The organism is Alteromonas portus (assembly GCF_005117025.1).
Taxonomy (GTDB): Bacteria; Pseudomonadota; Gammaproteobacteria; order Enterobacterales; family Alteromonadaceae; genus Alteromonas; species Alteromonas portus.
Genome location: NZ_SWCO01000009.1, coordinates 87,409 through 102,341 on the forward strand (window position 1 = coordinate 87,409; position 14,933 = coordinate 102,341).

At 43.7% G+C, this 14,933-nt stretch carries 12 protein-coding genes; 3 read left to right on the plus strand and 9 right to left on the minus strand.

Features of this window, described 5'->3' with window-relative positions; all coding sequences use genetic code 11:
* Position 1: 1 nt before the first annotated feature.
* The 9 genes from mshL to E5672_RS15905 all read right to left on the minus strand — a co-directional run bounded on the left by mshL (position 2) and on the right by E5672_RS15905 (position 8,502).
* Entirely contained in the window at positions 2-1,750 is a 1,749-nt protein-coding gene (gene mshL / locus E5672_RS15865; RefSeq protein ID WP_136783097.1) for a pilus (MSHA type) biogenesis protein MshL, read from the minus strand.
* Positions 1,734-2,051: an agglutinin biogenesis protein MshK gene (locus E5672_RS15870; protein ID WP_240692256.1), complete on the minus strand. Its 318-nt coding sequence runs from the start codon at positions 2,049-2,051 to the stop codon at positions 1,734-1,736. Before E5672_RS15870 ends, mshL begins: the two co-directional genes overlap by 17 nt.
* Before the next feature lie 17 nt (positions 2,052-2,068).
* Positions 2,069-2,716: a type II secretion system protein M gene (locus tag E5672_RS15875; RefSeq protein ID WP_136783099.1), complete on the minus strand. Its 648-nt coding sequence runs from the start codon at positions 2,714-2,716 to the stop codon at positions 2,069-2,071.
* The gene (locus tag E5672_RS15880; RefSeq protein ID WP_136783100.1) at positions 2,691-3,317 is read right to left on the minus strand and encodes a PilN domain-containing protein; all 627 of its coding nucleotides are present in this window, start codon (positions 3,315-3,317) and stop codon (positions 2,691-2,693) included. The genes E5672_RS15875 and E5672_RS15880 overlap by 26 nt, the downstream gene beginning before the upstream one ends.
* The gene (locus tag E5672_RS15885; protein WP_136783101.1) at positions 3,314-4,228 is read right to left on the minus strand and encodes an agglutinin biogenesis protein MshI; all 915 of its coding nucleotides are present in this window, start codon (positions 4,226-4,228) and stop codon (positions 3,314-3,316) included. Before E5672_RS15885 ends, E5672_RS15880 begins: the two co-directional genes overlap by 4 nt.
* Positions 4,229-4,394: 166 nt before the next feature.
* Positions 4,395-4,898, minus strand: a complete 504-nt coding sequence (locus E5672_RS15890) for a hypothetical protein (protein WP_136783102.1) — start codon at positions 4,896-4,898, stop codon at positions 4,395-4,397.
* 219 nt (positions 4,899-5,117) lie between these two features.
* The gene (locus E5672_RS15895) at positions 5,118-5,708 is read right to left on the minus strand and encodes a phosphoglycerate mutase family protein (protein WP_136783103.1); all 591 of its coding nucleotides are present in this window, start codon (positions 5,706-5,708) and stop codon (positions 5,118-5,120) included.
* 132 nt (positions 5,709-5,840) lie between these two features.
* Positions 5,841-7,388, minus strand: a complete 1,548-nt coding sequence (gene glpD / locus E5672_RS15900) for a glycerol-3-phosphate dehydrogenase (protein ID WP_136783104.1) — start codon at positions 7,386-7,388, stop codon at positions 5,841-5,843.
* A gap of 355 nt (positions 7,389-7,743) precedes the next feature.
* The gene (locus tag E5672_RS15905) at positions 7,744-8,502 is read right to left on the minus strand and encodes a DeoR/GlpR family transcriptional regulator (protein WP_136783105.1); all 759 of its coding nucleotides are present in this window, start codon (positions 8,500-8,502) and stop codon (positions 7,744-7,746) included.
* Between the two features lie 158 nt (positions 8,503-8,660).
* Here E5672_RS15905 and glpK point away from each other — a divergent pair, with 158 nt between their 5' ends.
* The 3 genes from glpK (at position 8,661) to E5672_RS15920 (ending at position 14,929) form a co-directional block, all read left to right on the plus strand.
* Entirely contained in the window at positions 8,661-10,145 is a 1,485-nt protein-coding gene (glpK, locus tag E5672_RS15910) for a glycerol kinase GlpK (RefSeq protein ID WP_136783106.1), read from the plus strand.
* Between the two features lie 305 nt (positions 10,146-10,450).
* The gene (locus E5672_RS15915; protein WP_420809577.1) at positions 10,451-13,273 is read left to right on the plus strand and encodes a TonB-dependent receptor; all 2,823 of its coding nucleotides are present in this window, start codon (positions 10,451-10,453) and stop codon (positions 13,271-13,273) included.
* Between the two features lie 123 nt (positions 13,274-13,396).
* Positions 13,397-14,929 carry a tryptophan halogenase family protein gene (locus E5672_RS15920; RefSeq protein WP_136783107.1) on the plus strand — a complete coding sequence of 511 codons (1,533 nt, stop codon included), beginning with the start codon at positions 13,397-13,399 and terminating at the stop codon, positions 14,927-14,929.
* Positions 14,930-14,933 lie beyond the last annotated feature (4 nt).

The following is a 14,933-nucleotide window of genomic DNA, read 5'->3' on the forward strand; positions in this document are numbered from 1 at the left end:
ACTAGTTTCTATACCATTGGTCAAGTAGAGACTGAGTGCGAAGGCGTTGTTTTTCCCACGTATCAGGCTGTACCACAGAAGGGCGAATAAGGATGACTAGTTCGCGCTTGCTCTGGGTTTTCGCTTTGTTCTTAAACGCATTACCGATAATCGGTATATCCCCTAACAACGGAGTTTTAGACTCTTGCTCGCTGGTAACTGTTTCCATTAAACCGCCAATCACCACAATTTCACCGTCGCGGGCGCGTATCACGGTGTCTGATTCGCGAATATTACTTTGCGCAAGCGGTAACAATATTTGTTGATCACCTACTTGGATAACCTTTGTCTGCTCCGCCGTTTCGGTTACAGACGGGTGAACATGCAGTATCACAGAACCACTTCTGTCTATTTGTGGTGTTACATCCAAAGCAATACCAGAGAAGAAGGGCGTGAGTTCGATGTCATTTTCATTTTCAGTACTTGTTGTACTTTGATCTTCACTAGTAGAAACGTCTGTAACGAAGTATTCGTCTTGCCCTACTTTAATCACCGCTTTCTGGTTGTTAGTAACCGTTACACGAGGGTTACTAAGCATTTGTACGTCACCCTGGGTTTGCAGCATATTAATAACACCATCAAAGTCGCCTCGGGATATGCGCAACGTTGATACCCCCCCGATATCGGTAGAGATAGTATTGCCAATTGCATTTACTGCATTAATAGCGGGGTCTATACCGGCTGCGGTGTTTGCGGCAAAATTAGAAGCAAGTGCGCCGCCACTAAATCCAAAATTTAGACTACCTGTTAAGCCGCTTGCTATTCGATCCCATCTAACGCCCTGTTGATAGCCATCGTTAAGTGTGACCTCAATTATACGTGCCTCAAGCACTACCTGGCGTTGCAGGCTTTCTTGGCTCTGATTCAAGAAATCTTTGACCACGGCAATTTCGCTTGGCAGCGCTCGAACCGTCACTAACCCGGCCTGCGGTGAAACCACAACCTGACGGCCTTCAGTGGGTGACACCAGTACTTTTAACGCTTCTTTCAAGTCACTCCAAAAGTCATTTTCACTGGTGGTTTGAATGTTTGAACCGTTTAGCTGCTGTATATTGTTACCGCCAAGACCACCTTGGCCACCAAAACCACCCTGACCGCCCAGAGCGTTACCACTGATATTATTGTTACCGTTAATACCGCCGTTGTTACCGCCGTTATTTTGATCTTGCTCGCTAACGCCACCCGCTATAACGCTTACGTTCGATACGCCAAAACGCTTGATCATAAGGAAGTTTACTGGGATAGATTCTGTCTTTAATTGAGACGGCATAACCTGGATGACCTTACCTTCTAAAAATACATCCAGCGGATACATTCTAGAAATAATCGTAAGCACGTCATCAAGCGCTACGTCTTTAAGCGTTAAGCTGATTTGCCCTGACACAGCTGGGTGTACGGCCACGCTATAAGGCGTATCTTCCACTAGCGCATCAAAGAAAGGGCGAACATCTACATTGTTGGCAGATACTGCGAACATTTTCTGAGAGGTAGGAGCCGGTAGCGATTGATAACGCGCTACTTCTGACAGCAGCTCTTGGTTTAACTGTGGCGGAGGTGTGGGCTTGCTAACTGGCACATTCTGCGAACGGTTGAGTTCGTCGCGAATATGTGGCTTAACTTCCTCGCCAACACCATAGGTTTGACAACCCGCGATAACAAACGCCGCAGCTAGGACCAGTGCGTTAGAAATAAGGCTATTTTTTAATTTCATATGCATACATTCTTAGTATTTTCTGCTGACGACCGTCAGTTATAATCACGTGTTTAGGGTGAATTTTAGACACAGTGAACTCGTTGAGCGTGTCACCCTCTCGATAAGATTTGCCAGAGATAATTGCGCTGTACCCAGAGCTTCGTTTGAAAATTGACTGCAACGCCAACTCGCCATCAACAAGATTACTCTCGCTTGCACTTATTCCTTTGACCAGAGCAGGTTTGGTTGGGTCGACTGCAGCAACTGCAGGCGTTAAAGCGCTCCCCATCACCACCAAACTTAGAACAACGAACTTCATAACGTTACCCATTCTCCTTAAAGCGAAATGAAAGTTGCATTATTACTTACTGTCGCTAACCCTAACGTAAGTGATGCATTGGGATACTCGTCAACGTTATAAGCAAAGTCAGTTACTATGACTTTTTCAGGTGCGGCTTGAAGACGCGCTAGATAACTGCGCAAATCGAAATAACTTCCTTCGATAATTAAGCGCATATTGTGGCGGTAAAACGATGCACTCTGCGATTCACCGTCACCAAATCGAATGATTTGAGTAGGCTCTACATTGAAGTTAACTAAACGTACGTTATTTTCTTCATTTAAAAGCGTCATTAGCAGCTCAGGCATTCTGTCTGCAGCCACGAAACCTTCATTCAACGAAAGCAGTGCATTGTCGACATCCAACAACGCTTTTCTTGCGCTATCCAGTTCCTGTTGCATACGCTGAGTGTAGTCAACGGTTAGTGCTTGTTGAATCGCGTCGCGTTGAATAACCAGTGCTTTGTATTCACTTTCTTTTCGAGTAAGGGTTTTATCTGCACCAGACATGCCATCTAGCGCGGGCGATATGCCGAACCAGAAAAACAAGTAAACAATAAGACCAAAGCTCACCCACAAGATAAGCTGCTTTTCTCTCTTTTCTAATGCAGAGAACTTATCAGAGAGCTGTTGATACTGATTCATCAGCTTCCCCTTCAAAATCGGTTGATAGTAAAAATTGCTTCACGCTTTCATCCCCGTCCACTTCGTCAAACTTCACTGACGAGAATGACTTGCCTTGGAAGAAAGGTGACTGCTGCAATTTTTTAAGCCAAACAGGTATCGACGACGGTGCTATCGTTTGCCCCGACAGGCGAATTTTCTGGGTGTCTATATTGATGCTAGTAAGCCAAAGATTTTGGTTGTGATAATCAGCTAAATCGTCCATCACTTCGCCATACTTGGTTGCGTCAAAAGACAGCTCTCCACTTTCTAAATAGGCAAGCAACTGCTTTCTGTTTTGAATCTTGGCATTCACTTGCTCAAGCTGCTGTTGCAGCGTTTTGGTATCTCGTTTTTTCTCTAGCGCGTTATTAAGCGCTTTAATTTCGTTATTAATTTGAGTAGTTAACGCCGTTTGCTGCTGTATTTTTTCTTGCTTCGAGGTTAAAAGCACGTTTAAAGCAACAACAGCAATAAGCATTACGCCAAACGCTAAGCCGTTCACCCACAACACTTTTGATAAAGGTAAGCGCTCTTTTTTCGGCTTAAGAGACGGATGGTAAAGATTTATGGAACGTTTCACTGTACATCCCTCGCGGCAACAAGCGCACTTGCCAAAGCAAAGTGACAAGTGGAGTCGACAACGTCAGCTAAATCAAGCTGCGGAACAAGTACATTCATTGCCGCAGGCTGGAAGGGCTTTAAACGTTCTATGACAGGTTCGCAATCGAACTGTGTTCTAAATAAGATCTCTTTAAGCGGCGGTTGTTTTAACTGTGATTCATAGAAATCCATTGAACGTTGGATTTCTAGACCAAGCATATCGCTTAACTGTGCTAAATCTTGTTGCGCATTGGCTTTGTTCACGAAGCCTCGTAAACGTCGTGATAACCAAATTGCACGAGAACGTACAATCATTAGAAACGGTTCGCTATTGGGCTCTTGAATAATCAGTAATCGCGCGTAATCATCGTCTGGCACCATTTCTGTTGCCAAGACTTCTTTGGCATGAATATGGGTAAGCTTAACGTTTTTCGCTTTTTCCATACTTTGCACTAAAGCAGAAAGTGGCGACTTTTCCGCGGCAAATACATCAATTTTCTTTCCGCCAGTTCTTGTTTGTACCGGGTAATCAACATAGTCCAAGACAATATTGTCTGAGTTAAAAGGTACAAGTTCACCTAGCGTCCAAGGCAATGCGGTAGTGATATCCTCATCTGGTAAATCAGGCTTTTCTACCTGCACCATGTGATACATATCTTGCGAAAGCACAACAGACACCCGACACCCTTCTTTTTCAAAATCACGCAATGCGTTGCAAACTTGCTTTTCGAAAGGTTGGCGATTGTCAAAAGGAACAGAGGTTACAGAACTTAAAACATAGCCACTGTCGCCATGACTAATAGCGGTAATATGCAGTTCTTTCGCACTCACAGAAACACCAACTGTGGGCGATGCAACGTTCTTCTGAGATGAGAATAAGCCAGATAGCATATGTCTACTTAATTCGTTAGTGTCGAGTATTATCTTATTATCAACAATACCTTAAGGTGCCAGATTGTGACATGGCGCTAACTCAAAAGTAGACTAATTATCTAAATAGAACAAATACCTACATAGGGGAATATTTATATTAATATGTATGGATATGAAGACCTTATTAGTCTTTTAAAGGCGTAACTGAACCACTTGCTGGGTAATAGTCGAAGTAAGTACCTTTACTTAAGCTGTAGCGGCACCAATAGTTGTCTTCATCGACATCTAACTCTGCGTAATACCTCGCGTGAATTTTAAAGCCATCTACGCGAAGCGGAGATGCAACAACTGATTGCCAAATTTTCTCACATCCCACATCAGACAAATCCGCTGTTGGCCACCCATTGTGATTCATACGTACTGGCGTTCGGTTTATTTCGCTGCCTGAGTCGTCATAGTGTATAAGCATGATCATTGTGGTAGGTTGACGGACTCGCCATTGCCAATGAGAAGAAACAACGTGACGTTTAAACGTATTGAACTGGTCTGTTAGCGCCTTTACCGTTGTATCTTCTTCACCGATGTGAAAAAAGTTTATTGCCAGGCCCAATGAAATGGCAAAAACCAATGCAATCGATGCTTTTATAAGGTTTTTAGTAGTATCTGAATCTTTTTTGTTGTTATTCATTCGTGCTTCCTCAGCCTAAACCGGAGTAATAAATCTCTATTTAGGGCCGGCTTTCTTCGCTGCACACATTACATTAAGTTGATATAACAACCAACAGGTGCCCTGCAACATTACTACGTTATCGGCATTTGAAAGGAAAATTAAAGTGTCTTAAAAGAACAGGTTAAACCCAACTAAAACGTAGGAGCTTATAACCCGTAATGGTATGGTTGTGTTAGCCTAACTTTTATAAACTACCTTTTGCAAAATTGTTACTCCCCAGAAATCGCTATCTTTCTCTTTTAGCTGCCAGCCTTTTTTTATCAATGCTTTTCGCGTGAAGTAGTTCGTCATACCATGTCCGAATAATACAACTCGAGGGTGATTACTGCTTATATCATCAATATGCGTGGCAAGTTTTTCCACCCTTTGCTTTGCACATTTGAAGCTTTCGAAGCGGCCTTTAGTTCCCATAAACCAAAGGGCTCTACTTAACAAAACCCAGTGCCAACTACGTAAAGTGAAAGGCAGCTTATAATAGGGAATATCCATTTCCTTTAGATATGGTAGCTCTTTATCTATTGAAGTTACGCCATAGTGAGCCGCGGTTAGCTTTGCTCTTAAAAGCGGACTCACGGCAATATAGCTATTGTTAAGATGCGTTATTTGTTTTGGTTGACTGGCGGGATCTAAGGGAGACTTATTGTAATTACGCACCCAGTTAGCATACTCTGCCGCATTCACTTTCTCGTTGTGAGCAGAAAGTGGCTTCCCATGGCGAATAAAAACCACTTCTTTTGGTTTACTGTTGCTACAAACATCCCTGTTCATTGTCACTTCACTTAATTCGAATTTGCGATTCTACAGGCCGCTAGAATTTGCCAATGCGCTAAATTTTTTTAGACCTGTTACTAACATGGCTTCATAGTTACTATTTTTAATAACAGGCCCAAAGTCACGATACTAGGCGCTAGCTAATACCGGATCGGCAGTTTGCTTTTCATTGGCAGACAAATTCACTTTCTGATCGATATATTGGGACAGCGCTACTTGTTGTTCTTCACTTAAACGCAGGCCATGCTTTGTTCTGCGCCAGATAACATCTTCTAGTGTACACGCCCATTCACACTCAATTAGATAGTCTACTTCCGCGCTGTACATGCCCGCGCCGAAGTCTACGCCCATATCGTCAGCTGAAGCTTTCCCTTTGAGGAATTTATAGCTTAATACTCCATATTGACGTGCATAACGCTCGGCGATGTTATTTTTTAGCCATGGAAATTCATTAGTCAGTTGCTTGACCAAGGCGCTTTGACTTTCAAATGCACCACCAGGCAGAGGCACTTCTTTTGTCCACGCCTTTTTCGCTTTAGGGAAACAAGAAACAAGCTTATCCACCGCGTGCTCAGCAAGTTTTCTGTAGGTAGTGATTTTTCCACCGAAAATGTTGAGCAACACTGGCTTACCCGTTTCACCTTTCAGTTCTACTTTATAATCGCGCGTGAGCTCTTGTGCGGACGCATTTTTTTCCTCTAATAACGGCCTTACACCACTATAAGAATGTACTATGTCACTTCGGGTAATTTTAGACTTAAAGTACGTGTTTACCACGTCTATCAGATATTCGGTTTCCTCATCTGAAATTGCAGCGTCTGACGGATTACCTTTGAAATCCTCATCCGTTGTTCCTACTAAGGAAAAATCTCCTTCGTAAGGAATCACAAACACTATGCGTCCGTCTTTGTTCTGAAGAATATAGGCCTCTTCCGTGTCGTATAGTTTAGGTACGATGAAGTGACTACCTTTTACCATACGCATGGCATTCGGATTGCTAACGTTCACTAAGCGATCTAAAAACGATACCGCCCAAGGGCCTGCAGCATTTACAATAGACTTAGCTTTAACTGTAAACGTTTTCCCTTGTGCTGTTTTTAGTTCAACACTCCACAGATTGTCTTGCTTTTCAGCTTTAACGCATTCTGTACGGGTAAAAATTTGTGCGCCTTGATCTTGTGCAGCCAGCGCGTTCAACACCACTAAGCGTGCATCGTCTACCCACCCGTCAGAATATTCAAAACAAGTGGTAATATCGCTAACTAGTGGGCTTTCGCTGGTTGTAGAAAGCTTACGCGAACGTGGCAGCATGTTACGTTTCGCTAAAGAGTCGTATAGAAATAGCCCGATGCGAATCATCCAAGCGGGGCGTAAGTGCTTTTGATGTGGCAAGCGAAAACGCAGCGGCCACATAATGTGGGGCGCCTTTTTAAGCAGTACTTCTCGTTCAGCCAATGCTTCTTTAACTAAACGGAACTCGTAATGTTCCAAATATCTAAGACCACCATGAATAAGCTTACTACTTGAAGAGGACGTTGCACCACCTAAGTCACCTTTCTCGCACAATGCAACTGAAAGGCCACGTCCTGCTGCGTCTAGCGCAACGCCAACGCCATTAACGCCGCCTCCAACGACTAGAACGTCTACTGTTTTTTCAGCTTCACTGTTGTGACTCATAGTTTGCCTCTGCTGGTCTTAACATTTTCTTTCGCTTAATTGTTGTCTATTTGACAACCAAAAAGAAAACATGTCAACACAAAACGAACATTATCGAACATTAAAGAAAGTTAAATGAACGTACCTCTTACCATTTTTATAGAATGAAAACGGACAGACAGAAGAGATAGTTGATGGCATGACTCATACTGAGTAACCCATGTCTTATAAAAATAAGCTACGCAGCGTAATGCAGGGTGGTGTCAGATAACTTGGGAAAAAATAAGCAAAGTTACGCGCTAAGCCCAGAATAAGAATAGTTAAGAATTATGACAAAGCTGTGATCATAGCAGCAGATGGACACTGCCATTGACGATCACGCTTTTACAAAAGTGATATTATTTTCTTTAATAATTTTGCTTATGCTAGCCGGCGGAGTTTTATCACAAACTAAGCAATCAACTTGTGAAATATGGCCTTGTTCGACCATAGCTCGGCGTTCGAATTTACTGTAATCAGCCGCAAGAATAACGTGTTGAGTATGTTCTAAAATAGCTTGTGATACTTTAACTTCTCTAAAGTCAAAATCAAGCAACGCGCCATCTGAGCTAATACCACTGATACCGATAATGCCATAGTCCATGCGAAATTGACTGATAAAATCACAGGTTGCTTCACCGATTATTCCACCGTCGCGGTAGCGCACCTCGCCAGCAGCAATAATTACTGAGAAGTCTTCTTTAGCCGACAAAATAGTAGCTACGTGAATGTTGTTCGTAACAACGTGAAGATTTTTATGGTTAAGCAACTTTGTAGCAATAAGTTCAGTGGTGGTACCTATGTTGATAAACAAAGACGCACCATCGGGGATCATAGCCGCTACGGCTTCTGCAATTTTCTCTTTTACTTCACTATTTTGTGTTTTACGTTCTTGGTAAGGCGTGTTTTCCCAGCTTCGGTTCAAACCCGCGCCGCCGTGGTAGCGACTGACCACGCCATTTTCAGCCAGCTGATTTAAGTCTCTTCGAATTGTTTGAGGCGTAACGTCACAAGCACTAACCAAATCATCAATAGACATAAAACCCTGCTGCTTTATAAGCCCAACAATTTTTTCGTGTCTTTGCGTTTGGTTCATCACTCATCCTCAAAAATAAAATTGAAGCAATTATACGTGCTTAAAGACGAAGTTCCCACGATAAAACGAAACGCAAATGTTCGTTTTCGAAAATATGCCGTTGTTAAACATCTGTAAATGATGCAAACTCTATGAAAATTATCTTCAGGAGTGACCTTATGGGACAACATATTCTTGCCATTGACCAAGGCACAACAAGCTCTCGCAGCATTATTTTCTCTCCGAAAGGCAGTATTGAAGCCATCGCTCAACAGGAATTTTCGCAAAAATATCCTAAGGATGGCTGGGTAGAACATGATCCAGAGGAAATTTGGGAAAGTGTTGTCACTACTTTGAAAGAAGTTTTTAATAAATGTAATTTAGCACCGTCTGATATTGCTTCTATTGGTATAACGAACCAACGGGAAACGACATTAGTTTGGAGCAAAAGCACAGGTAAGCCGATATACCCAGCGATTGTCTGGCAAGACAGACGCACCGCACAACTTTGCCGTGAGTTAAGCGAAGATGAGGCATTTGTGTCTTATATTACTGAGTCGACAGGACTGCTACTTGACCCCTACTTCTCCGCCACTAAAGTTGCGTGGATTTTAGATAATGTAGAGGGTGCGCGCCAACAAGCCGAAAACGGTGACCTACTTTTCGGTACGGTAGATACCTTCCTTATATGGCGCCTAACTGGTGGTACATCTCATAGAACAGACGCAACCAATGCATCTCGGACCATGCTGTTTGATATACACAATCAACAGTGGGATGAAAAACTATTAGAAAAATTCAATATCCCATCCTCAATGCTGCCTGAGGTAATGGACTGTGCCGCTGATTTCGGCGTAATTAAAGACGATATTATTGGTACCGCCATTCCTATACAAGGTGTTGCTGGAGATCAACAAGCTGCATTAGTTGGTCAAGCTTGTTTTGAAAAAGGCATGGCTAAAAGTACTTACGGTACCGGTTGTTTTATGATCCTTAATACTGGCGACGCACCGCTTCAGTCGAAAAATCGATTACTTACGACAGTCGGTTATCGACTAGACGGTAAAACTACATATGCGCTTGAAGGTAGTATATTCATGGCCGGCGCAACCGTTCAGTGGCTGCGCGATGGACTTAAATTAATTGATGATGCTGCTGAGACAGAAGCATTAGCACAGCGCGCAAGGCGAGATAACGGCGTATTTTTAGTTCCTGCATTCACAGGCTTGGGTGCGCCTTATTGGGACCCAGATGCTCGAGGCGCCATTTTAGGCCTAACCCGAGATACCGGGATCAGCGAAATTGTCGCGGCGGGCCTTCAATCGGTTTGCTATCAAACCAAGGACCTTCAAAAAGCAATGGAAAGCGACGGAGCACGCCCCACTACCATTCGGGTAGATGGTGGTATGTCGCGTAACGATTGGGTAATGGGCTTCTTATCAGACATCTTAGGGGCCGAAGTAGAACGCCCTGAAATTACTGAAACTACTGCGCTAGGTGCTGCGTTTCTTGCAGGATTACAGGCGGGCGTATTCAATAGTATCGATGATTTAACCCAGTGCTGGAAGAGTGATAGCGTTTTCACTCCGCGTTTATCCAAACATGAACGCGATCAAGCTTATGACGGCTGGAAAGCTGCTGTAGACCGTATCCGCTGTAGCTAATTTTCTCTTACATTTCTTATTGTTAATAAAGTGCGGTTATACACCGCACTTTTTTTATACAAAAAAATTTTTTATAACATTGTAATTACATTGTCATTTTGTGCTAGTATTGGATCTAAGGTAAACGTTTCACCTTTTACCTTAAATAATAAATGTTATATTTTTCATAAAGTTACAAATAATAAGCGAAGAAATATAACGTTAAATGTGTAAAAGTAATGTTAATAAGCTTGATCCGCACATACTAAAAACGTAATTTAAGTGCAAAGTACGTTAAAACGTAGCCTACTCACGGAGAAAACACAGTGACACACAAAATTAACACATCACAGTTAGGCCCTATCGCGAAACGCTCACTTTTAGGTGTTGCTATCGCCTCTGCCCTACACGCACCGGTTGCATTTTCACAAGACGCTGATACGCAGAATGTAAACGATGCACCTGTTGAAGTTATTGAAGTCCGAGGCATTGTAAGCAGTTTGAAACGAGCAATGTCTGACAAGAAAGAAAACCTTGCTGTTTCAGACGGTATTGCAGCGGAAGATTTAGGAAAATTCCCAGATTTAAACGTTGCTGAATCACTTCAGCGTATCACTGGTGTTTCCATCGACCGTAACGGTGGTGAAGGCCAAAAAGTTACAGTTCGTGGTTTCGGCCCACAGTTTAACACTGTACTTGTAAACGGTCGCCAGCTTGCTACTGACGACGCTGGCCGCGCATTTAATTTCGACGTACTTGCTGCCGATCAAATTACTGGTGCAAATATCTACAAAAGTGGCGTTGCCAACCTTCAATCTGGTGGCATCGGCTCTACCATCAACGTATCAACAGCTCGTCCGTTCGACTATGACGGTTTCCAAGCAGTAGGAAGCGTGAAAGGTGTGTATGAAACCCTTTCAGAAGAAACGTCTCCACAAGCCTCTTTCTTAGTTAGCAACACATTTGCTGACGATAAATTTGGTTTGCTACTTGCGGTATCTCATCAAGAGCGTCAGGTTCAAATTAACCGTATTCAAACAGCAGGTTGGCGTCCAGGTCTAACACTTTCTAACCGTGGCGATGGCGAAACGGCTGAGATTATTGCTACTGATGTTTATTTACCACGTAACTGGGACCAAGTTGTAGACCAGCAAGACAGAACCCGTACTAATGCATCGCTTGTTGCGCAGTTTGCGCCATCTGATGATGTAACCATTACCCTAGACGGTTTTATCTCTAAGTTTGAAGTTGATTCACAGGTTACTGACCTTGCATCATGGTTTGAACCAGACCGCGTAGGTTCTGCCACTATTTCTGAGTTTGGTACAGCTGTTCAATTTACTCAGGAAATTGACTTACACCAAGGTAGCGGTAACCCAGCATCTGACTTCGTTTCATCAACCCGTGGTGTGCGTGATGTAACTAACAAAGGGTTCGGTTTAAATGTTGATTGGCAGGTAACTGACGCCCTTTCAGCAACCTTCGATGTTTCAACATCTGAAGCGGAAAACGACGTTGCTGGCGAAGGTCGCTTTAACGTTGTGGGTATTATCAACAACTACGAGTTTGACAGCACAGGTGGTACACCTACTGTAATTCACGACGGTTTCGGCAATGGTCAATTACCTGATATTTCGCTTAACCGCCTTCACTATAACGACTTAGGTAACGTTGTTGCGTCTGAAGACGAAGTAACAGAATACAAAGCTGACTTCACTTACCTTGCTGACTCTGACGTTTTCCGTAAAGTTGACTTCGGTATTTTGCGTTCAGAGCGTGAGAAGTTCGTTTTCCAAGAGTTTGCGTCACAATGTGCATTCTGTGGTTATGGCACAGCAGCGCCAATCGATGAACTGAACATTCGTCCGTTCACCGCGAACAACTTCTTCAGCGGTCTGATTGACACTTGGTACACATACGATGGCGATGCATACCTAGATTACCTTGCTTCTCAAGGTGCGCCAGTAGTACCAACGCTTCAGCCTAACTATTACAACATCGAAGAAGACGTAACCGCGCTTTACGCTAACTTCGAATTTGGTTATGACATCGGTGATATGCCGTTAACCATGAACTTCGGTGCCCGTTACGAAGAAACCAGTGTTTCAGTTTCTGCCGTACAAGCACTTATCGCTGACGTTGTTCCTACAACTGACTTAACCTTGTTCTCGAATGTTTTCGCTCCAGCAGAAAACATCACAGGTTCATCTTCATACGCAAACCTTCTACCTAGCCTGAACGTTAAGCTAGAAGTACAAGAAGATATGATTGTTCGCTTCTCTCGCTACGACTCTTTGACACGTCCTACTATGTCTCAGATGTCTCCAGCGACCACTTTCAACGAGCCTCGTCGTCAAAACCTACAGGCAAGCGGTGGTAACCCTGACCTTAAGCCATTTAGCGCTGAAAACTGGGATCTATCATTTGAGTGGTATTACAGCGACGATTCTGTGTTCTCGTTTGCAGTGTTTAGCAAAGAAGTAGAAGACTTCATTGTTACACTTTCTGGCGATGAAACTTATACCATGACTAACCGTCTGCCAAATGACTATCGCTGTGCGGCTGAAGATTGTGCGGTGGGCGTATCGCTTGACCCACAAGACCCTGATCGCGACGTAGTGGCTGACACAGAAGAGCTTAATGGTGCAAGTGAAGTTTATACTGTTACCCGCCCTCAAAACGGCGAAACAGCGACAGTTAATGGTTACGAAGTAGCAATTACCCACGTATGGGATAACGGCTTTGGTGTAACCGCTAACGCGACTGTAGTTAACAGTGATGCGGAAGTGTCTGGTGATACAACGCAGACATTTGCACTAGCTGGTCTTGGTGATTCACAGAACCTTATCGTTTTCTACGAGCGCGATGCGTTCCAGGCACGTGTAGCGTTTAACAACCGTGAGTCGTTCCTATTTGCACTAGATAACACTGAAGTTGGTGGCGCTACAGGCGAGCCAATTACTACTGAAACCTACGGTCAGTGGGATGTAAGTGCAAGTTACGACATCAACGAGCACCTTACGGTATTTGTTGAAGGTATTAACGTAACGGAAGAAGAGCTTACGCAAGTAGGTCGCTTCCCAGACCAAATTTACTCAATTGAAGACAATGGTGCTCGCTACTCTGTAGGTATCCGAGGCTCATTCTAAGATTTGTGAGTGTTCTGGCAGGGGTAATACCCTGCCATTTATCCATAAGCCTATTGGCAAAACGAGTACGTTTATGGATAAATGTAGAAAGCAGTCATAATTTCATTTAAGCAGTGTTGTTTCATGAACCATTCATCTAATACATCTCAAAAACAGCGTATTGTCATCGTAGGTGGCGGCACTGCCGGCTGGCTTACAGCCGCTATCGTCGCAGCTAAACACAAGGTAGCAATGGGTGAATGTGGCTTAGACATCACTTTGGTCGAGTCCAGTGACATTCCTACTGTCGGCGTAGGTGAAGGAACGTGGCCAACAATGCGCAACACGCTGAAAGATATTGGCCTGTCTGAAAAAGAAGTATTTAGACGCTGTAGCGCTGCATTCAAGCAAGGCGGAAAGTTTGTTAATTGGGTAAATGGCGACGGTGACTTCTATTACCACCCGTTTACCGTTCCGCTAGGTTATGGTCGTGTTGAGATGGCCCCCTATGTAGGCGATATAGCAAATTTTGCCAACGCCACTAACTTTCAGCAGCATGTGTGTGAGCGTAATATGGCGCCTCGTACGCTTAACGAACAGGAATACAGCAGCGCACAATCTAACTACGCTTATCATCTGGATGCGGGTGCATTCGCTGACATGTTACGAGACTTCAGTAAGACAGAGCTAGGCGTTAAACACATTGTCGCTACTGTAGAAGACGTAGCTGCTACCTCAAACGAACACATTGAAAGCGTTACCCTTAACAACGGCATGGTTTTGAAAGCTGATTTATTTGTCGATTGTTCAGGTTTTCGCTCGCTATTGCTTGGCGAAACCCTCGGTGAAAGCGTAGTTTCTACAGACGGCGTGCTATTTAATAACTCAGCCCTTGCCCTTCATGTACCTCACGAAGAAGACTTCGAAATAAAGCCTTACACCCAAGCAACAGCGCAAGAAGCAGGCTGGATTTGGGATATTGGTTTATCGTCTCGAAGAGGTGTAGGCCATGTTTACTCCACCGAATTTACCACCGATGAACGGGCTGAAGAAGTGCTACGTCAGTACGTGGGTGATAAGCACGGAGACCTAAAAGCTCGCACAATTCGCTTCAACTCTGGTTATAAGAAGCGCATTTGGAAAGGAAATTGTATTGCTGTAGGCCTTTCAGCAGGCTTCGTAGAGCCATTAGAAGCAACGGCCCTTATGCTTATTGAGATTTCAGCGCGTTATATTGCAGAGCAAATGCCGTTGCCAGAATCAGCTATGCCTATCGTTAGCCAGCGCTTTAACAAGCAAATGAACTATCGCTGGCAGCGCATTATCGACTTCTTAAAACTACATTATATTTTCAATCAACGCAGTGAACCTTACTGGGTTGCCAATCGCGATCCTTCAACTATTCCCGACTCATTAAAAGAAGATTTGGAGATATGGAAGTACCGCGGCCCACAAATTGCTGATTTTTCAGCGGCAATAGAGCTATTCCCTGCCGCCAGTTATCAGTACGTACTATATGGAATGGGATTTTCTCCAGACTTTTCTTTGCAATCTCATTTCTACAACGAACGTGACCTAGCTGATAAGGTCATTCAGCAAAATCAGCTTATCACGCAGCAAAAACTGAGCAGCTTACCTAATCACCGCGACTACATTGAGCAATGGTTAGCGAGTTAACGAG